General features: G+C 68.1%; 9 protein-coding genes. 3 read left to right on the top strand and 6 right to left on the bottom strand.

Annotated elements, in window-relative coordinates; genetic code table 11:
* Positions 1-143: 143 nt before the first annotated feature.
* The 5 genes from HFV08_RS10360 to HFV08_RS10340 form a co-directional block, all read right to left on the bottom strand.
* On the bottom strand, positions 144-1415 hold the full coding sequence (locus HFV08_RS10360) for a TIGR02679 family protein (protein ID WP_168538118.1): 1272 nt from the start codon (positions 1413-1415) through the stop codon (positions 144-146).
* Positions 1412-5650 (bottom strand): TIGR02680 family protein, encoded by a 4239-nt coding sequence (locus HFV08_RS10355; RefSeq protein WP_168538116.1) that lies wholly within the window; start codon positions 5648-5650, stop codon positions 1412-1414. Before HFV08_RS10355 ends, HFV08_RS10360 begins: the two co-directional genes overlap by 4 nt.
* Positions 5647-6972 (bottom strand): TIGR02678 family protein, encoded by a 1326-nt coding sequence (locus HFV08_RS10350; protein ID WP_168538114.1) that lies wholly within the window; start codon positions 6970-6972, stop codon positions 5647-5649. The genes HFV08_RS10355 and HFV08_RS10350 overlap by 4 nt, the downstream gene beginning before the upstream one ends.
* Positions 6969-8597, bottom strand: coding sequence for a TIGR02677 family protein (locus HFV08_RS10345; RefSeq protein WP_168538112.1), 1629 nt, complete (start codon positions 8595-8597; stop codon positions 6969-6971). The genes HFV08_RS10350 and HFV08_RS10345 overlap by 4 nt, the downstream gene beginning before the upstream one ends.
* A gap of 356 nt (positions 8598-8953) precedes the next feature.
* Positions 8954-9349: a hypothetical protein gene (locus HFV08_RS10340; protein ID WP_168538110.1), complete on the bottom strand. Its 396-nt coding sequence runs from the start codon at positions 9347-9349 to the stop codon at positions 8954-8956.
* 503 nt (positions 9350-9852) lie between these two features.
* On the opposite strand from HFV08_RS10340, the gene HFV08_RS10335 reads away from it, so the two are divergent.
* The 3 genes from HFV08_RS10335 (at position 9853) to HFV08_RS10325 (ending at position 19239) form a co-directional block, all read left to right on the top strand.
* A complete protein-coding gene (locus HFV08_RS10335) occupies positions 9853-11508 on the top strand; it encodes a serine/threonine-protein kinase (RefSeq protein WP_168538108.1) in 1656 nt (551 codons plus the stop codon).
* A gap of 130 nt (positions 11509-11638) precedes the next feature.
* Positions 11639-14887 carry a DISARM system SNF2-like helicase DrmD gene (drmD, locus tag HFV08_RS10330; RefSeq protein ID WP_168538106.1) on the top strand — a complete coding sequence of 1083 codons (3249 nt, stop codon included), beginning with the start codon at positions 11639-11641 and terminating at the stop codon, positions 14885-14887.
* Positions 14887-19239, top strand: a complete 4353-nt coding sequence (locus tag HFV08_RS10325) for an Eco57I restriction-modification methylase domain-containing protein (protein WP_210430131.1) — start codon at positions 14887-14889, stop codon at positions 19237-19239. Before drmD ends, HFV08_RS10325 begins: the two co-directional genes overlap by 1 nt.
* 13 nt (positions 19240-19252) lie before the next feature.
* Here HFV08_RS10325 and HFV08_RS10320 read toward each other — a convergent pair whose 3' ends face one another.
* Positions 19253-20266, bottom strand: coding sequence for a DNA methyltransferase family protein (locus tag HFV08_RS10320; RefSeq protein ID WP_168538104.1), 1014 nt, complete (start codon positions 20264-20266; stop codon positions 19253-19255).
* Between the last annotated feature and the right edge of the window lie 84 nt (positions 20267-20350).

Here is a 20350-nt window from a genome sequence, read left to right as displayed (position 1 = left end):
GAGTTGGTCGAGGTTACGGCCCCGGCAGTTGGCTGGGTCCGGACTTGCTTCCGACTCCGGAGTGGTGCCCGAGTCGGGAACCGACCCAGGCCGGGGGCTTGAGAGCAGCTTGGCTCCCGGAGTCCGGCATGGTGCCGATGTCTCTACGCCAGGCGTGAAAGGTCGGCCACCAAGAGGCCGAGCGTGGCCTCCTCATGGAGTGCGACGCCGAGGGCAGTCATGGCCGGCGCGAGATCAGGGTCCCAGTCCGCGCTGACCGGCTGGCCATCGAGCGCCAGTTGAGGGATGCCTTCAGCCTGGCTGCGAGCGGCCAGGTGCTCGTAGTCCGCGGTGCCCATGCGCCACGGCTGGGCTTCGTAGCGGCGGATGACCCGGTTGGTCAGAGCGATCCCCGGCCAGTCGAAGTCGCCGTGGTACGCGAAGTGGCAGCCTGTGGCGGCGAGGGCGTCGAGAAGGGTGAAGACCACCGTGGCGGCGCTGCCGGACGTGCACACCAGGGGCTGGACGCAGGCCGCGTCCGCCGCGGCTTCCACCACGCGCGGGTTCTCGCAGATGTGGACGAGTGTTCCGGCGGGGAGTCTCAGCCGCAGTGAGTGTAGGTCGCGCGGCGTCAAGTGCGCTTCGGCGTGATGCTTGGCCCGCTCACGTAGGGCACGCTCCCGCCAGCCCTCGCCTTCGGGGCGCAGCCCGTAGGTCAGCACCGTGCTGGAGACCTCGTCCGGCGTGACGGACACCAGCCGCCACAGAGCGCGCCGACCTGCCGCGTCGTCGGGGAACTCGGTGCCGTGGGCGAGGGCGGCGCCGCGTTGGACGAGGCGGGCGAGCCATGTGCCGTCGTCCAGGCCGTGCGCGGAGCCGGTGGCCATGGCGGCGAGTTCTCCTCGGCCGCGTGCGCCGCCCCGCTCGGGGCCGAGGAGGGTGGTGAGGACCTGGATCGCCTGCTGGAGTGTCCACACCGCCGCGTCGGGCGTCACTCCTCGCGGAATGCCGGCCCGGCGCAACAGCTCGTACCACTGCCGGGCCCATTCCTGGCTGGCGAGCGGGGAGGCGTCCAGCGACGAAGCGAGGGATGACCACACCTGCTCCCGCCGTGCCGTCGCGTCCGCGCGGGCGGCTCGGCGGTCGGTGACGGGCGGGCCGAGTTCCTCCAGGGTCTGCCGGAGCCCGAGCCCGGCGGCCGAGGCGCGCAGCCGTGCGTCGAGTACGTCGAGCCGTACGGTCACGGCGGCACCGGTGAGAGGTTTGCCCAGGAGGAGCGACAGGTCGTTGCGTTCCTGGGGGTTTATCGCGGTCAGCCGGAGAGAGCCGGTGGCCTGTACGCCGTTGCTCTCCAGGCGTTTGCGTACGCCCGCCCAGAGCCGGGCGAGCCCAGGACCCGTCAACCAGTCGCGCGTTGCGGAGGGCAGTCCGCTCATACGGACATCAGACGCCGGTGGCGGCCGTTCCAGGTGTAGTGAAGCGTGGCTACGCCGCGCACGTGGGGGTCGCGGAGGCACTCGTAGATGTGCAAGGACGGGACCTCGGGCCAGTTGCCCATGAGCCGCTCGCTGGTGAGGACAAAGTCGAGATCGAGGTCGACGAGTATGCGGCCCAGTCGGCCGTGGGTGGGTTCGTCGACCTTGGCGAAGGCGTCGTCCAGGAGAATCAGGCGTGGTGCATGCGGTGCCGACTCGGCGAGGCTGGCGAAATGGGCGGCTGCCGCGGCGAAGAGCACGAGGTAGGAGAGAACCCGTTGTTCGCCCTGGCTGAGACCGGTCCGGCCGGTCAGTTTCCTACGGCGGCCCGGAGCCGCGTCCTCGACCACAAAGGTGTGGAAGCGGAACCAGTTGCGGTAGTCCAGCGCGGTCCGCAGATGGGCGGCGTAACCGGCTGACGGGTCGGCACGGCGGGCGTCCTCGATTCGGCGTTGCAGCACCTCGCGCAGCTGCTCGGTCTGGTCGCGCGTCCTGAGGCTCGACGGACTGCGCAGCAGCTCGACGGCCGCGCGCACATCCGCGTCCACGTCCTCGTCCAGCTTCCACAGCAGCTCGACACCGAGGCCGTGGGAGGTGCGCACGGTCCGCAGGGTGTCGTTGAGAGCGGCGACCAGATTCGCCGCGGTGATGACCTGCGCCGAGAGGTGGTCGCCGAGCTCGCCGGTCAGGAACCGCTGGAAGACCTCGCGTTCGCGCTCGGTGAGCCGTCCCCGGGCCTCCGCCGCCTGCACGGCGATCCGCTCGCCCACGGCTGCGACGTCATGGGACCCGTGGTCGTCGACCAAGCGGCACACCTTGATCCCGTCGCGCTCCTCCAGCTGCGCGTCGAACCCGCCGGCCAGTTGGTCGCGCAGATCGGTGTGACGGTTGAGCAGGGTGCTGTCCGACACCTCGCCCTTCGGGCGGCCGAGGGCTTGCTCCACGGCGTCGGCGAGAGCCCGCAGCGCTCGCAGACGGCTGCGCACGTCCGCGGCGGGATCGTCCGACACGTACTCGGACAGCGAGGACCGGTCGAGGCCGGCGCCGAGCACCACCTCCGGTCGGCCGAGAGCAGCGCGAAGAGCGCTGCCGGTGTCGATGACCATCGTTTCCTGGTCCGCCAGGGTCCCGCGCAGGCGCTTCTCGTCCTCTTCCGCGCGCACGCGGAGGTCGTGGAGGTCGTCGCGGGCTCGTTGCGCCCCGGGGAGGACGCGGACGGCGTGTGCGATGCGCTGTTTGGCCTCCTGCTCGCGGGAGAGGATCTCCTCCTCGGACGACCCGATGGCTTCCTCGCGGGTGCGCAGGTCCTGCTCAGCGGTGCGCAGTCCGGCGCGGTGGAGCCGGTAGCTCTCGTCCGCGGCCAGGCGATCCTCTTGGGCGCGTCCGTACCGGTCGGCATCGGCCTGGTTGGTACCAAGCCGCTCACCCGTGCCGCTGACGGCCCTGCGCAGATGCCCGATACCGCTGAGCAGGCCAGCCAGTGCGGTGCGCACACGGTCCAGGGAGGCGGGGTCGCCGGGCATGTCGTGGGCGGAGGCGGTGGCCTCCGCCTTGGTTCGCGCCGATACCGCGAGAGCGCGTGCCTCCTCGGCCAGCCGCGCCGCTCGGGTCGCCTTGGCGGTCAGGTCGCGCAGGGTCCGCTCGGCTGATTCGCTCCTGCTCCATGCGTCAGCAAGATTCCGTGCTTTGGGGAAGTCCCGTTCCGCGAGCGTGAGAGCCCGGCGCATGGTATCGGCTGCGGCGAGCTCTTCGCGGACCTCGGTCAGCCGCTGTTCCGTATGCGCGATCCTCTCCTCCAAGTCGGCAAGGATGCGTCGCCGAGTCTCGGCGCGTACGGCGGCCCCCACGTACTCGGTGGCGTCCTTGTCATGACGACCGCTGAGTACGCCCAGACGCCAACTGCCGTCGTAGAAGGCCGCGTTGTGCGCGGAGGTCTCCTGTGCCGATGCGAGTGCGATGGTGGCCAGGAGACTCCCCACCTGCTCGGAGGTGACGCCGCAATCTGGTTCAGGGGCTGGGCGCAGGGCCGAGGCGAGAGTCGACCCGTCGGATAGCACGGGACCCGGCTGGAGAAGGGTGTCCTGGGTGCGTGGATTGAGAAGGACGCCGTCCGCACTCACCCACGCATCCAGGATTCCGCTCGCCTCCAGCGCTCCTTCCAGACCGGCTCGGTCGGCCGGAGCCAGGTCGTCCGCGAAGTCCACGAGCCGGTAGAAAGGGGCTCCACTGCCCGGCATCCTCGCGGCGGCGCGATGGTGCGGGGCCGGTGGCTCGGGGTCGGTACGTTGCTCCCAGTCCCGCTTCTGCTCCGCCAGGCGGTCGAGTTCCTCGCCGAGTCGGCTGACGCCGAGTACCAGGGCGTCCCGGCGTTCGGTGAGTTTCTCGCCGTACGGCTCCAACGCGGCCTGAGCGGTCAGCCACGCCTGGCTGTCGATATCGGGCGGCAGCGTGCGGTCCGCGAACGGCGCATCGGTAGAAGTCTCGAGGCCGACGACGGCGTGGACGGCGTCAAGCGACGGGCAGTCGGCACCCAGCGCATTCCGCGTGCGTGCCGCCCACTCAGCGACTTGACGGGAGTAGGCGCCGCTCTCCTCAGCGACCTTCTCACGGCTGCCGTCGAGATGGCCGGCGGCGTCTTCTGCTTCGCCTTCCAGCCGTTCTCGCTCGGCATCAGCCTGGGCTGCCCCGGCCCGGGCTTCGTCCGCCCGTGAGATGAGGTGGGTCACCTCCTGAACCATCCGGGCCCGGTTCCTCGCGACCGACTCGGCGTTTTCCAACTGGTTCTGCCAGGACTGCAGCCCTTCCTGCGCCGTGACCGTGTCCACACGGGCCACCGACCGGCGCCGTACGGTACACGTCTCCCCGTCCGGAGTCGTCAGTTCGGTCTCGGTGGCCTGGGCGAGAACCGTGCGCGGCAGAGCCACCGCCTCGCCGAGATGGCCGGTAGGAAGCCCGGCCTTTTCCGCCTGTGTCAGCAACTCTCGATGTTCGGTTCCCAGCTCGGCCAGCCGGCTTCCGAGGTGTTCGACACCTTCGGCCAGCCGCTCCGCCGAGCCCTCCTCCGCGTCATGGGCGTTGCGCAAGGTGGTGAACGCGGCCACGGCGGCGGTGTGCAGCGCCTCCACCGTGCCACGGCGCTCCGACAGTTCGCGCAGGCTGCGGTAGGCGTGACTGGCGTGCAGGGCGGCCAGGTCGATCCGGGCGTCCTGTTCCTCTTCGCGCAGGGTCTCCAGTCGGCCTTCCAACTCCTCCTCCTGCGTCCTCAGGTCGCTCGTCCGCTGTGCGGCGTCTCCGGCCGCCCGGCGCCGCTGAGCGAGGACGCTCAGCTCGTGGCTCACTCTCTTGGCGGAGGTGCGCAGGACCCCGGCCAGGTAGCCGCGGTAACTGGTGAGGAACGTACGCAAGGCGGCGTCGGTGCGTTCCAGGCGGCCGAGTTCGTCCCGTACGGCGTCGAGGTCGTGGAGGTTGCGCGCCACCTTCTCGACCACGTCCTCGTCGAGTCCCGGCAGGGTCTCGCTCAGCAGGGAAACCAGGCCCCCGTGTTCGATCCGGTCGCCGACCGTCGGGCGCCGCAACCGGTGGAGGAGCTGGGTGAGATTGCGGTAGCGCGTCGCGTCGGTCATGCCGAACAGTTCCCGGGCCACACGTGAGCGGTGCTGGACCGCGCGGTCGGTCGTGTTGTCGGAGCCGACGATCTCCTTGAGCCGGTCGACCGGCAGCGGCTTACCGGCCTCGACCAGGTGCAGGTCCTCACCGATCCGCAGCGGGGTGACGAAGAACGTCGGCAGCGCCTTCTGCGTCGACTTCGAGGCGCGGATGGCGGCACCGAGCGTCAGGTGGCGGTGACCGCCGTCGTCGGCCGTACCCCGGAACTCCACCCACAGATACCCGAGACGGTTGGTCTGCTCGAACCCGTCCAACATCAGCCAGGCAAGTGTGGTGCGGCCGGTGCCTGTCGCGTCCAGTGCCCGGGAGTCGCCGTCCAGAAGATGCGGAAGCAGCATCTCCAGGGCCTTGGACTTGCCCGCGCCGTTCTTGCCACGTAGCAGCAGCCGCCCGTCGCCGAAGGAGAACTCCTGCTCGTCGTACTGCCAGACGTTCTGGATGCCCGCCCGGTGCAGCCGGAAGCGCGCGCCGGTGGCCGTCGCGTGGCCGGAGCGCGGCAGCGGAACGAGGCCACGCGCGTCGGTGGTCATAGCGGCAACTCCTCTTGAACGTCCGTGCCTTTGCCGGCTGCGGTGGCCGGGCGCACCGTGACTTGGGTGGCGTAGCGGGCCGCTGCGGCCAGCAGCACCCAGCCGTCGCCGCCGGGCCGTGCGCCATGGACATCGGTCACCGTGCGTCCTTCCGACGCCTCTTCGACGTACCCCTCCGGCAGTCCTTCGCCCTCGGCGCGCAGCCGGCCCGCGCGGGCCATCAGCCGCATGCGGACCAGCAGGTCCAGTACGGCCTCTCGCAGGGAGGGAAGGTCCTCCAGGTAGCCGCGTTGCCAGTTGCTGCGCTGCCCGTACTCGGCGATGAGCTCGGCGAGCACCTCATCCACCAGGCCGTCCGGTACGGCCACCCCGATGACGAGCGTCCCGCCGGTCGCCGGATGCCCCGGTTCCTGCGGCCGAAGCCGTTCCACGAGCCGTTCCGCCAGCAGCAGCGCGGCCTGTGCGACGGTCCCGGTGCCCGGCAGGTGCAGATCCGTGAGCTCCTCCTCGGGGTCCACCAGCGCTACGCCCTCGGCACGGATCTCCATCTCCAGACCAAGGAGTTCGGAGAAAGCCTGGGCCTCCCGGCGCTGCCGGGTGCGCAGCCAGTCACGCTCGGCGTCCGTCAGCTCGTCGAGGTGGACGACGGATGTCTCGACGAGCATCCGGCGCACGTAGGTGCGTGGTCCGCCGAAGCCCGGGTCCGCTGCCCGCCGGACCAGGTCGGCGCCGTCCCGTGCCTGGGAGAGCGGGCCGGCGACGACCACGCGTGCCAGCTCCCGGTCTATCGTGATCAGGGCTTCTCCGCCCGCCTCCTGCGCAAGTGCGGCCACATGGCCCTCGGTCTCGATGAGCACGTCCCAGTCGACGAGCTGGCGTAGAGCCGCGACCAGGGTCCGCTTCCCGGCCGCTCGGCCGGTTTCCTCCAGCTCGATTCCGGCGTCGGCTGCGGCAGCCCTGATATCGGCGACCAGGTGTGACAGGAGCATCTGCTCGGGCGCGGTCACCAGCACGGACAGGGCGAGCGCGAGGCAGGCGTACGTGTGTGGGGTGAACGGGGTGCCGGTGGAGCGCTCCAGCCGATGACCCGAATCCGTCCCCAGCCCCGCCTTGAACAGGCGGGCGTAGGAGCTGTCGACCAGCAGGCGGTAGCCGAGCACCTGCTGGAACCGTTTGCCCAGCCAGTCGGCGTGCCTGCGGATCAGCGGGAAGAGGTCGGCGTGGGGGCCGTCCGATGCGATCAGCGGGTGGGCGAGCAGCAGCCGGGCGGCGGTGCGGCGCTCGGCTGCCAGGGCTACGTCGTGAGTCGAAGGGAGCGTCATGACACGCTCTCCTCCGCTTCGCCGCCGACCGCGGCGGAGGTGCGACTGATGTCCAGCTCCAGGTCCTCCAGCTGCAGGTCGCCGTCGGCCGAGTACAGCACCGTTCGCGTGCCCGCCGTCCGGCGCACGGTGAGGCGGATACGTAGTTCGGCGTTTTCACTGCTGGCCGAGTCGAGGTCGAACACCGCCTTCCTCTCCCCGTCCGTGCTGATGGGCCTGCTGAGCTGTGCGTTTCCGAGCGCTGTGGCCAGTAGTTCCAAGAGCAGGCCGAGCGCCGCTGACGTGAGGCGTACCTCGGCGAACCGGCCGGACGCGCTGCGCAGTTCGTCCGCCGCCGCTGCTCTGGCCGCTGCCCGCTGCCGTGCGGCCTCCCTCAGCAGCTGCTTCTGCGCGGAGTGGTCCTCCACCGCGGAGGCCCGGCCCCGCTGGGCGCGGCTGCCTCTTTCACGCAGGGCCACCGGTACCTCGACCACCGGACCGGTCCACCAGCTTGTGTAGGCGGGCACCACCTCGTCGGTGGCCGGAGGTGTGCCCAGATGGCGGGCACCGTACAGCCCGAAGGCGGCGGCGGCGATGTCGTGTGCGTCCCGCGGCGCCGCTTCGTTGAACCAGCGGGCCAGCCGCAGCAGATCCTTGCGCCGGGACATCTCCCCGGTGGCCGACCGCAGCATTCGCTTGGCGTTGGCGAGCAGCGACTGCAACGCGCGCAGGGTGGCATCGCGTAGCTGGTCGACCTGGCTGCCCGAGCCGTCGGTGTTGCTGAACCAGCCGCGCAGGCCCTCCCAGTCCGCGAATTCGCGGCCCCGGCTGCGCTGGATCCGGATCTCCGCGCGGCTTTCGCCCTGCGCCTGCGCCGAAAGCCCGGTGAGCCCCTGGGCGTGGGAGTCCAGCCGGTCCAGCAGAGCCGGGATGTGCGGCCACAGGGTGTCCAACGCCGCCGATATCCGAGGTGCGCGGAATGCTACGTCCTCGGTGATCGCCTCGACGTAGTCCAGGAGCAGCTCCTTGAAACCCTGGTACTCGGTGCTGTCCAGGTCGTAGCGGGACAGCACCTGTCCGAGGTAGGCGTAGAAGTCGCGTATGGAGTCCGCGAACTCGGTGAACTGCACGAACATCGTGCTGATCCGCTCCAGCCCGTCCTGCGGCTCGACGCCGCCCGGCGCGGTCGCGAGGCCGGCCAGCTCCCGTAGTCCGCGCTCGACCAGGGCCAGCAGTTCGTTGCTGACCTCGCGGGCGGCGTCGGCCTCGGTCAGGACCCCGTCGGCGTCCCGCTGGATACGTTCGCCCAGTTTCGACAGTTGGTAGCGCGAGCGGGAACGCTGGTACTCGCTGATGCTGGACGCGTTCACCGTGTGGCTGCTGCGGAGCAGGTTTCCCCACTGGACCAGCTGTTCCAGTCGGACTGTGAGAGTGTCGGCGTCGAGCCCTACGGCGGAAGCACCGGTCTGGCGCAGTTTCGCCATGACGTCCGGGACGGCGAGATCCGCCAGCAGAGTTCCGCAGAAGACCCGCATGATCGCGACGTGCTCCAGCCGCTCGGGCGCGCTGAGGTATGTGTACGCGTTCAGCCGCCGCCGCGCCTCCTCGTCGGCGTCCTGACCTGCACCGGATGCTGATGCCTCCATGCCCGTGAGGTTACGCGGCGCATATGAGCGCTGCCGGTGGGTGGCCGAAAATGCCACGGACGTGTGCGGGCCTGTGGCGATTCCCGTGGCAGCGGCCTGTACGGCATGGGGGCGTCCGGCGTCCCCGGTTCACCCTGAACAGGCCCTTCGGTTTCCTTCGCGCTTTCCAGCTTATTGTCCGCTCCCAGGTCCTCTCGTGCTGACCTAGGATCGTCAGCGACTATGCACGCACCGTGATGGTCCGGGACGGGCCGGTTATATACATACCTTGGGGAGGCCCCCGTATGGCTCGGGGACAGCGCATCGCCGATCGTTGCGCGATGCGCACGCCGATCGGCCACAGAGCGATGCGCGAGTTATGGAATTGCACCGACCTGCATCTGAGGCGTCTGGTCGCCCTCAATTTCATTCGCCCGGAACTCCACGACTTCGACGACGAACGGCAGCGCATCGTCCGGTGCTTCCGGCGTGAGACCGCCGCTCTCGCCGGAGTCGACCATCCCCACGTCGCGATCGTGCACAACGCCCGTGGGTGGAAGACGATGCAGCATCTCGTGATGCAGCTCGTCCCCGACGTCGCGACTGTGGTGGATCTCGTGACGGAGCACAGTCCTCTCGCAGTGGACGCGGCTGGCGTCGCAGGCGCGCAGATCACTGCCGGGCTGCCCGCCGTGCGCGCCGCACGTCTCGTGCACAGGGGATCTCAAACCCCAGAACGTCGTGGTGGCGCCCAACGTCACCTTGAAGATCATCGACTTCAGTCTGGTGGCCGCGCCCGGCGCCATCCCCGCACGATTGACCGTCCTGTGAGAGGGCACGATGCACCGGACTCACGGGCCCTGGAGCAAGAAGGCGGTCTTCATTCCCACTTCGACCACCGTGCCGATCTCTACTCGCCGGGCTGCCTGCTGTACTTCATGCCGACCGAAGAGCCCCCGTCCACCGCCTTGATACCAGCGCTCGTCATGCTGGCGCACCGGACCAGTACGCCTCCGGCCCTCGCCTCATTCCGCCACGACCAGCTACCGGACCTCGAAGATCTGGTCCTCCGGTTCCTCGCGAAGCACCCCGGCGAGCGACACGCTGACGCGACCTCGGTGGAGTCCCTCCTGGCCCCTCACGTTCCTGCGTCCACACCTGACGCATCGTGGGGCTCCTTCCCGGACCCGGGTATGGACATCACGCGCCCATCCCGATTCCCGGCCTCTCCGCGACCACTGGTAACCCGGGTCGACAACAGAGCGCGGGGAAGACGATGAGGGACCATCACCTGTCTAGGGGCGAACTGATCGACGGCCGCTACGAGCTGGCGGAGCTGCTCGGTAGAGGTGGCATGGGCGAGGTGTGGGCGGCGTACGATCAGCGGCTGGACCGGTCTGTGGCGGTGAAACTGCTGACACCACGGACGGCTGTCTCCAAGATGCCGCGCAGGCTCGATCCGCAGGACCCCGCCGTCGTCCGCTTCACCAGAGAAGCACGACTGATGGCCAAGCTGGAGCATCCGTATGTACCGGTCATCCATGATGCGGGCACTCATCGAGCGAGTCGGCTCTATCTGGTCATGCAGCGCGTGTACGGACACACGCTGGACCGGCTGGTGGCCCAGCGCGGACCTTTTCCTGTGGAGTGGGCCGCCGCGGTGGGCGCCCAGGTGTGCTCCGTGCTGGTCCAGGCTCACGGACGCGGCTTCGTCCACCGGGATCTGACGCCCCGCAACGTGATGCTCACGACAGACGGCACGGTACGCGTCCTCGACTTCGGTATCGCCACCGCCCTGCAACCACCGGACGGGCCACGGTTGACCGACGCGGGCATGGTGGCCGGAACTCCGGGCTTCATCTCTCCAGAGCAAGGCAAGGGGCAGGCGGCCACTCCCCTCAGTGATCTGTACGCACTGGGGTGCGTGCTGTACGAGATACTGGGCGGACGACCGCCGTTCACGGCCGACGAGCCGCTGGCCCTGGTGGTCCAGCACATCGCCGATACTCCAGTACCACTGGAACGGCTGCGTGACGACGCACCAGCCGACCTGTGCGACCTGGTCTCCCGCTTACTTGCGAAGCGCCCGGAGGATCGGCCGGCGGACGCAGCCGAAGTCCGGGAGGCCCTCGCGCCCTGGGCCGAGCAGGCGGTGCCGAAGGCCGCCCGCGCCGGAACGCCGAGGCCCGGCAAGGCCACCGCGCGCCTGCCGCACGATGGCAGCGACCTTCCGAACGATCCTCCTTCGGACAAAGCACACGCATCCGTTCCGGAGCACGCCCCAGCCCCGCTCGCAACTGCACAACCTTCCGTTCGGCCAGCGCAACCGCCGTCCACCTCCGGGGCCGGGTCGCCCGCGGAGTCGGCGGACCTGCGCGAGCGCGCGCAACGCCTTGCGGCAGAGGGACGGTTGTCACAGGCACTGGAGCTGCTGGGCAGGGATCTCAACGAGGTGCTGCCCCGTTTCGACTCCTCCCATCCGGAGGTCGTCTCCCGCCGACTGGCCATCCTCCGGTTGCAGTTCGAAGGGCAGGAACTGCAAGCGGCACGCGAGGGCTGCCTGGAGCTCGCGAAAACCCTCGTGTCGACCCGTTCCGCGCCGGACGCGGACCTCGCGGCTTGCCGGGTGATGGCGGCCCGCTGCCTTGGCCGGCTCGGGCACAACTCCGCCGCCCTCCTGGAGCTGCGCGAGGCACTCGATCTCCAGAAGGAGGTGCTTCCCCCGCTGGATCCGGAGGTGTTGGAGACCCGCCGGGACATCGCCACCCTCCTGGCGGGCTCAGGCTCGGCTGGTGAAGCCCTGGAGGCTCTGCGCCACCTCGCCGACGACCAACGGACCGCGCTGCCTCCCGACCATCCCGCCAATGCCGAGGTGGAGCGTCTGGTCAGCCGCCTGGGCAGACTGACCCGCGCGCTCCGTCTCCCGCAGTGACCCGTCGACGCCCCGTCCACAACCAGGGGAGAAAGTATGTGATCTAGGTCAACGAACGAATCGCTTGTCAATATGAGGCACTCCGGTAGGCACCGCCGTCTCGCCGAGAGTGATAGTGGAGGATGTCCGCATGCCCGGAACCACCCGTACTTCCGAAGCCTCCGCAATCGTCGCGCCGCCGAAGGAGAATGCTCTCGTCCAGGTACGCGGCCAGAACTGGGTGGTGTCCGGAGTCGAAGCCGCCCCGGTCGGCGATGTCACCGTGGTGCATCTACAATCCGTTGCCGATGGCCGCTACGGCGACACCCTCTCCGTGATATGGGAGGTCGAGCCGGGGCGCCGCGTCCTCCCCGCCGGCTCCCTTCCCGACGCCTCCACCGGAGCGTTCGACCCGCCGGAGCAGCTCGCGGCCTTCCTCGACGCCGTCCGCTGGTCCGCCGTCGCTTCCGCTGACGTGAAGACGCTCCAGGCCCCCTTCCGGTCAGGGGTGGCCATCGAGCCGTACCAGCTGGAACCGGTCGCTCGCGCCGTCGGCGCCCCCCGCGTCAATCTGCTGCTCGCCGACGATGTCGGTCTCGGCAAGACCGTGGAGGCCGGACTGGTCGCCGAGGAGCTGCGGCTGCGAGGCCGGGCCCACCGCGTCATGGTTGTCTGCCCAGCGGGGCTCACCCTCAAGTGGCGCGACGAGATGGCCGACAAGTTCGGCCTCGACTTCACCGTGGTCGACTCTGCCTGCTGCGCCGAACTGCGCCGCACGCACAGCAGCGCCGCCAACCCGTTCCGGGTGTTCCCCTTGACCATCGTCAGCCTCCCCTGGTTGCGCACGCCCAAGGCGCAGCGGCTTATCGACGAGGTGCTACCCCCGGGAGGGTCGACGGAGCTGCCGGGCCGCCCCGGGCGCCGTACCTTCGATTTGCTGATCCTGGACGAGGCACACCATGTCGCCCCGAGCGCACCCAAGCAGATCTACGCCGTCGACTCCCAGCAGACCAAGCTGATCCGACGCCTCGCCCCCCATTTCGAGCATCGGCTCTTCCTCTCCGCCACCCCGCACAACGGCTACCAGGAGTCCTACACGGCTCTGCTGGAACTGATCGACAACCAGCGCTTCTTCCGCGGCGGCGAGCCGGACAAGGCCGCCCTCGACGACACCGTCGTACGACGTCTGAAGACCTCCGTGACCGACGAGGAGGGCAACCCCCGCTTCCACGTCCGCCAGTCGAAGGCGCTGCCCGTCGAGTATCCCGACACCGAGCGTGAGATCCACGCCCTCCTCACTCGCTACGCCGAGCTGCGCAAGAAGCGGGTCACGCCCGACCGGCGCGGCGGCAGGAAGGCCGTCGACCTGGTCACCCTGCTCCTGAAGAAGCGGCTGTTCTCCTCCCCCGCCGCCTTCGCGCACACCGTCGGCGTCCACCTCGAATCGGTACGAGCCAAGGCGAAGTCAGGCGGGAACAAGGAGGTTCCGGCCCCGGTCGAGACCCCGCTGTGGATCACGCAGTACGAGGACTACGCGGCCGAGCTCGACGACGAGGAGCTGGCCGAGGCCGAGCACGACGCGATCACCCGCGCCGCCACGGTCACCCCGGGATCGTCCGAGGAAGAGGCCGAGCTGCTGGAGCGGATGGCCCGCTGGGGCCAGGCCCACCAGGCGTCCCCTGACGCCAAGGCCAAGGAGCTCGTCAAGACCCTCAAGGCCATCTGCCTCACCGACGGGAGGTGGGGGAACGAGCGGGTCGTCGTGTTCACCGAGTACCGCGACACCCAGGACTGGCTGCTGAACCTGCTCCAGCAGGAGGGCCTGGCCCAGGAGGGCCGCGTCCTCACCCTCCACGGCGGGAAGAACGCTGAAGAGCGCGAGCAGATCCGGCTCGCATTCCAGGAGCAGCCCACCAGTCCTGAGGGCACGGTACGCATCCTCATCGCCACTGATGCCGCAAGCGAAGGAATCGACCTCCAAGATCATTGTCGACATTTGATCAACTACGACATCCCGTTCAACCCCAATAAGCTCGAACAGCGCATCGGCCGCATCGACCGGTACGGCCAGCGATACAACCCGCAGATCATGCACTTCGTCGGCGCGGCCTGGGACAAGGCCAGGACGGCCGTGTACGAGGCCGACCTGGAGTTCCTGGCCCGTATCGCGCGGAAGGTCGCGCAGATGGAGGAGGACCTCGGCGAGGTCAACGCCGTGCTCGCCGAGAAGGTCCAGCTGCGGATGACGGGTCAGCTCAACGACTTCGACATCGAGCACGCCCGCGCGAAGAAGATCAAGGGCCGTCCCACGGGCGGCAAGGTGGACGCCGAACAGAACGTCACCGAGCAGGTGCGGCGGCTCAGCGCCCAGCTGAAGCAGACGACCGTGGAACTCGGCATCACCCCGGACCGGGTCGCCCGCGTGGTGAACACCGCGCTGAACCTGGCCCGCCAGCAGCCCCTCGTACCGTGCCTCGACGAGAACGCGCCGTCCGAAGACGACTTCCGGCAGGGCCTGTACACCGTGCCGCCGCTTACCGGCTCCTGGGAGCGCGCCACGCGTGGCCTGCCCGACAAGCTGCGCCCCGACGTCCTGCGCCCGGTCACCTTCGATGCGCAGGCAGCCTTGGGACGCCCCGACATCGTGCTGGCTCATCTGAACCATCCGCTCGTCGCCATGTCGACGCGGCTCCTGCGCGCGGCCGTATGGAACGCGGACAACGTCGACCTGCGCCGGATCACGGCCGTCGTCAGCGACGACCCGGCCCTGGAGACCACTTTCGTCGGAGCGTACGCCCGCTTCGTGCTGGTCGGCACGGACGGGCAGCGCCTCCACGAGGAGATCCTGCACGCGGGCGGCTGGCTCGGCGACAACGGCTGGCAGCGACGGCTGCGCGGCGTGGAGGCGGTCGCCTCGATCCTGGACCGTGCGCTCACCGAGGGTCGCCCCGCCAAGGAGCGCCTGCTCCACCGCCTCCAGCAGAGCTGGCCGAAAACGTACGAGGGCCTCACCCAGTCCGTCGACGCGCGCGGCAAGGAACGCAAGGCGTCCCTGATGGACCGGCTGGCCGAGCGCCAGGCCGATGAGGAGCAGCGCATCAACGCCACCCTCGACCGTCTCCAGCGCACTCTGCGGAACCGGCTCGGCGAGACCACCTCCGCCACGGCGGCCTCCCCGACGGCCGGGATGGACACGCTCTTCGGCCTGGACGAGCTGAAGGATCCCGACGAACGCCGCCAGCTCGCCGACGACCGCAAACGCTGGCGGGCCCGGCTCGACGGCGTGGAGGACGAACGCGAGCGTGAACTCGCCGCGATCGCCGCCCGCTACCGCGAGCCGCAGGATCATCTCTTCCCTGTCGCCGTCGTCTTCGTCATCCCTGCCAAGGAGGCTTACTGATGACCCCCGCGCCCCGTTCCGGAGGCCGCCGCCCCTCCGCCGCCGCGATCCGTGCGGCCAAGGCGTCCGACGGCAAGCAGCAGCACCTGGACTGGCTGAACCTCGTAGAGGTGTCCGGCCCGTTTCTCACCCTGCCGGTCCTGCTGCGCAGCTGGCCACAGCTGGAAGGTGTGCCCAGCGGGCGCCGCGCCGACATCCGCCTCCACCACGGCATCTGGCAGGACGACCGCAAGGGCGCCGGCCGCCTCGACTGGATCGGCTTCCAGCTGCGCACCCTGCTGGAATGGGACGACGCCCTGCATCTGCGGGAGGGCGCCGGACAGTTCGGCGACGGCGGCGAAAGCCTGGCCGAGGACGACACGCTGCTGGACCGGTTCGCCGTCAGCCCGCCCGGGTCCGACACCACCGTCCGCCCCGACTTCGCGCTCGTCCGACCCGGAACCGACCCCACCGCCGAACCGGATACTGCTGGCACCGCCCAGCACGTACCGATCCTCGGCCTGGTCCTCCCGCCCGACACCGTGCCGACCCGCCGTATCAGGGACGACTCCTGGGCGGCGAGCGGAGTCGACCGGCTCGCCCACGTCCTGCGCCACCATGGCGTCGAGCTGGGGCTGGTCACCGACGGCCGTTGGTGGTCCCTGGTCTGGGCACCGCCCGGCGGCGTCACGACGAGCGCCACCTTCGACACCATCGCCTGGAACGAGGCGGCCGACCTGGTGGCGGTCCGCGCCTGGGTGTCCCTCCTCCGCCGCGGCCGGTTCTTCGGACGCCCGGTGGACGAACTGCTTCCTGCGCTGCTGCGCGAGAGCCTGGACGGTCAGGAAGACGTCACCGAGGCGCTCGGCATCCAGGTCCGTCAAGCCGTCGAACTCCTGGTGGACTCCATCGGCCGCGCCGAGGCCCGGATGGTCAAACGCGGCGGCAAGGGATTGTCAGGCGTACCGGCGAGCGAGGTCTACCGGGGCGCAGTCGCGGTCATGATGCGCGTCGTCTTCCTCCTCTTCGCCGAGGAACGGGGCCTGCTGCCCGCTGACAACGAGCTTTACGCGGAGGCGTACTCGGCCGGGCGACTGTACGAGACGCTGGACAAACGCCGCCGCGCGGACGGCGAGGACTCCCTGGACCACACCACCGCTGCCTGGCACCGGCTGATCGCCCTCTTCCACGCCGTCCACGGCGGAGTGGACCACCCCCTGCTCACATTGCCCGCGTACGACGGCTCGATCTTCGACCCGAAGCGCTTCCCCTGGCTGGAGGCGGTGCCGGAGGGCGCAGACGCCACGGACGACGACGCCACGCGGGCCGCAGACGGCCACACCTCCCTCCTCCCGATCGACGACCGCACCGTCCTGCACGTCCTCGACTCGGTGCAGTTCGTCGTCGTCAACAGGGAGCGGCGCCGGCTGACCTTCCGAGCCCTCGACGTCGAGCAGATCGGCTACGTCTACGAGGGCCTCCTCTCATACGACGGCAAGCGCGCCCAAGACACCGTGCTCGGACTCATCGGCAAGCCCGGCCTGGAACACGAGGTGAGCCTGACCGAACTGGAGGAACTGGCCGCCCCGTTCGGAGTGGGCGCACGCGCGGTCCCCGGCCAAAAGCCCAACCTCCCGGGCCTGTCGAAGAAGCTGTACGAGCACCTCAAGGACCCCAAGCCGCCGGCCGCGGCGTCAAAGATGGAGAAGCTGCTCGCTCCCGGCGACGACCAGGCGCGGGGCGAGGCCGTCCACCGCCTGCTCGCGGTCACCGAGAACGACCGCGACCTCGCCGAACGCATCCTTCCCTTCCACGGGCTCCTCCGCGACGACCTGCGCGGCCTGCCGGTGGTAATCCCGGAGGACGGCCTGTACGTCACAGAATCCCGCCTCCGCAAGAACACCGGCACCCACTACACGCCGCGTGTCCTGGCCCAGCAGGTCGCCGTGGGAGCACTGGAGCCACTCGTCTACCGCCCGGGCCCGCTCCAGACGGCGGACGACAAGCAGTGGAAGCTCATCGGCGCAGTCGACATCCTGAAGCTCAAGGTTGCCGACATCGCAATGGGTTCGGCCGCCTTCCTGGTTGCCGCCTGCCGCTACCTCGCGGACCGTCTGGTCGACGCCTGGGTCGAGGCAGAGGACGAAGAGGCTCTGGCCTTCCGCGGCAGCCACCGCGACCAAACGGGTGCCATGACAGCGGCGGACGCGGAGAGTGACCCGGTGATGGTCCGCGCCCGGCGCCTGATCATCGAGCACTGCCTGTATGGGGTGGACATCAACCCCATGGCGGTGGAGATGGCCAAGCTGTCGCTGTGGCTGATCTCCATGGACCCGGAACGCCCGTTCACGTTTCTGGACGACCGGTTGGTGGCGGGGGACTCGTTGTTGGGGGTCGCCAAGCTGGAGCAGATCGAGAACGTTCACCTGGATCCGGTCGCGGGGCGCAAGCTGCACGAAGGACGCCTTGATGAGCTGTGGACGGAACAGGCGCGCGCCCGTGTCCACAGCGCGTCGGGCAACCGTCAGGCCATCGCCGGAATCCACAGCGACTCCATCGCTGACCTGGACGAGAAGCGGCGCCTGCTCGCGGCCAGCAACGAACATCTTCAGCGTCTACGACTGATCGGCGACCTCACGACGGGAGCGGGCCTCGCCTCCGTGGGCGGCAGTGACTCGCTCTACCTCAAGGCCGCGGAATTGGCCAGCACGGTCGCCTCAGATGCGGTCCGTGACTCCGACCCCGTGGTCCACGAAGCTCGGACGCGGGCTCTGGAGTGGCTGAGCAAGGACCTACCTACGGACGGCTTCGTCCGCCTGCCCGTGCACTGGCCTCTCGTCTTCCCCGAAGTCTTCGAGGCCGAGCAGGGCGGCTTCGACGCGATCATCGGCAACCCACCGTTCCTCGGCGGTCAGAAGCTGACGGGAACGCTGGGGCAGGCGTATCGCGAGTACTTGGTGCTGGGGCTGGGGCGGGGGCAACGGGGTAGCGCGGACCTCGTCGCGTACTTCGAACTCCGAGCCCACCAACTGCTCAGCGAACGCGGCCAGACGGGTCTGATCGCTACTAACACCCTTGCCCAGGGCGACACTCGGGAGGTCGGCCTCGACCAGCTGCTCGACGATGGCGTCGAGGTGCGCCGAGCAGTGAAGAGTGCACGCTGGCCCTCGCGGTCTGCGGCGCTGGAATACTGCGCGGTGTGGACCACCAAGCCGGGCTTGGGCGCTGAGGCCACTCGGGTGCTGGACGATGTCGTGGTCCGAGGTATCACGTCGTCGCTTGATCCGCGGTCTCGGGTTTCGGGGCGGCCGTACCGTCTGGTATCAGGATGGGCACCAAGCGACCCGGGTGGCGGGCTAGTTGAGAGGTCACCAGCATTCATCGGCTCCTATGTGCTGGGGAAGGGGTTCATCCTCACCCCCGAACAGGCAGACGACCTGATCCAGCGCGACCCCCGCAACAGGGACGTCCTCTTCCCCTACCTCAATGGCGAGGACCTCAACTCCCGTCCGGACTGCTCAGCCAGCCGCTGGGTGATCAACTTCCATGACTGGAGCGAGGAGCGGGCTCGGAGCTACCCCGAAGTATTCACCATCGTCGAGAGGGACGTGAAACCCGAACGACTCAAGAACAACCGCAAAGTGCGACGCGAGAGATGGTGGCAGTATGCCGAGCGAGCTCCCAAGTTGTACCAAGCCATCAAAGGACTTGACCGCATCCTGGTGGTAGCAAGGGTGAGCAAGACTGGGCTGCCGCTCTTCGTACCTACTGGCCAAGTCGTCAGCGAACAAACCGTGGTCTTCGCCACTGATAGGTCTGCGGACCTGGCGCTGCTCAGCAGCGGCATCCACTATGCATGGGCGATCGCGCGAGCATCAAGCCTCAAGGGAGATCTCCGGTATACGCCGTCTGACGTGTACGATACATTGCCCTTGCCCGAGAGAGTCATCGAATTGACCGCTATGGGACAGGCCCTCGAAATTGCACGCAGTTCGATTATGGAAAATCGCCAACTTGGCCTGACGAAAATCTACAATCTGCTCCACGATGCGACTGTCATTGACAGTGACATTCTGAGGCTGAGAAGCCTCCACGGAGAAATCGATCGAGCGGTTTCAGGCGCCTACGGATGGGGTGACCTTAACCTTGATAACGGATTCTATCCGACACGGCAGGGCATCCGCTACACCGTAGATCCAGTTATGCAAATCGAGATTCTAGACCGCCTGCTCGAACTCAATCATAACCAACATGGCCTTGAGTTGGGCAATATTGCCCCCAATCGGAAAACCGGGGAGAGGCTGAAGAGCCGGAACGACGCCTCAGTGAGTTCGCCGAAGATTTTCACTTCAGTCGACGACGTTCTCTTCTGAGAGAATCGGCCGCTCAGAACAGGGCATCGTCTCCGGAGTGAGACCTGCTACACCTACTGCCCATCGACCGCTCGCCACTGTCCCCTCCGGCGTCAATAGACTCCAGATGATGCCGGTTGTGGTTCAGTTCCAGGATGCGATCCAAGATTTCCGACTGCACGGCGGGGTTAAAGGTGTATCGCAGCCCTTGCGGGGTTGGATGAAATCCACATTCAATATCGAGGTCCGCCCATTTATAAGCTTGGGCCACCATCCGATCAACCGCCGAATGTGCATTACGCAAGTCTTCGATGAAAGAATCGGTGACGGCTGGGTCATGCATTGCGGTATACAGCTTCGTCAGTCCTATCTGACGGTCCAGCATTACACTATTGCGCACCGCCTCAAGAGAATCTCCGGCTGCTTGCAAGGAGTCGATATTCTGTGGCTGCGGCAACGTTTCAGAACAGGTAGATGGAGTAAAAACAAGATCAGCAGTCCTGGTCGAACCCATTCGAAGGGTCCAGAGATACTGGAAACTACTTGCTCGAAAGCAAAGATCGGCCGTTCCTTGTCGAGGGAATACTACAAGTTTCTGGTCGAATACAGGACCAACTGGGACCCTGGCGGGCATTTGGGTCCGGCTGGTTTGGGCTACCACCAGGATGCGGTCAAGTCCTTTGATGGCTTGGTACAACTTGGGAGCTCGCTCGGCATACTGCCACCATCTCTCGCGTCGCACTTTGCGGTTGTTCTTGAGTCGTTCGGGTTTCACGTCCCTCTCGACGATGGTGAATACTTCGGGGTAGCTCCGAGCCCGCTCCTCGCTCCAGTCATGGAAGTTGATCACCCAGCGGCTGGCTGAGCAGTCCGGACGGGAGTTGAGGTCCTCGCCATTGAGGTAGGGGAAGAGGACGTCCCTGTTGCGGGGGTCGCGCTGGATCAGGTCGTCTGCCTGTTCGGGGGTGAGGATGAACCCCTTCCCCAAGACGTTGGATCCCTGGAACGACTTGCCCTTGTTGGCTACCAGACGAAAGCCGCTTGCCAAGAGTGCAGCTCAGGACGATTCAGGGGTGGATCCCGCCAAACTCATCACACCACGGTAGGAATACGACTGACGGGCACATGACGT

Origin of the sequence: Streptomyces physcomitrii, from assembly GCF_012273655.1 — a bacterium.
In the GTDB taxonomy this organism is placed as follows: domain Bacteria; phylum Actinomycetota; class Actinomycetes; order Streptomycetales; family Streptomycetaceae; genus Streptomyces; species Streptomyces physcomitrii.
Note: the sequence above shows the minus strand (reverse complement) of the source record. Positions and strands in the feature narration are given on the sequence as shown.

Excerpts from the sequence above, each read along its gene's own strand:
- HFV08_RS10360 (WP_168538118.1), bottom strand. The coding sequence starts at position 1,415 with ATGAGCGGACTGCCCTCCGCAACGCGCGACTGGTTGACGGGTCCTGGG.
- HFV08_RS10355 (WP_168538116.1), bottom strand. The coding sequence starts at position 5,650 with ATGACCACCGACGCGCGTGGCCTCGTTCCGCTGCCGCGCTCCGGCCAC.
- HFV08_RS10350 (WP_168538114.1), bottom strand. The coding sequence starts at position 6,972 with ATGACGCTCCCTTCGACTCACGACGTAGCCCTGGCAGCCGAGCGCCGC.
- HFV08_RS10345 (WP_168538112.1), bottom strand. The coding sequence starts at position 8,597 with ATGGAGGCATCAGCATCCGGTGCAGGTCAGGACGCCGACGAGGAGGCG.
- HFV08_RS10340 (WP_168538110.1), bottom strand. The coding sequence starts at position 9,349 with ATGATCTTCAAGGTGACGTTGGGCGCCACCACGACGTTCTGGGGTTTG.
- HFV08_RS10335 (WP_168538108.1), top strand. The coding sequence starts at position 9,853 with ATGAGGGACCATCACCTGTCTAGGGGCGAACTGATCGACGGCCGCTAC.
- drmD (WP_168538106.1), top strand. The coding sequence starts at position 11,639 with ATGCCCGGAACCACCCGTACTTCCGAAGCCTCCGCAATCGTCGCGCCG.
- HFV08_RS10325 (WP_210430131.1), top strand. The coding sequence starts at position 14,887 with ATGACCCCCGCGCCCCGTTCCGGAGGCCGCCGCCCCTCCGCCGCCGCG.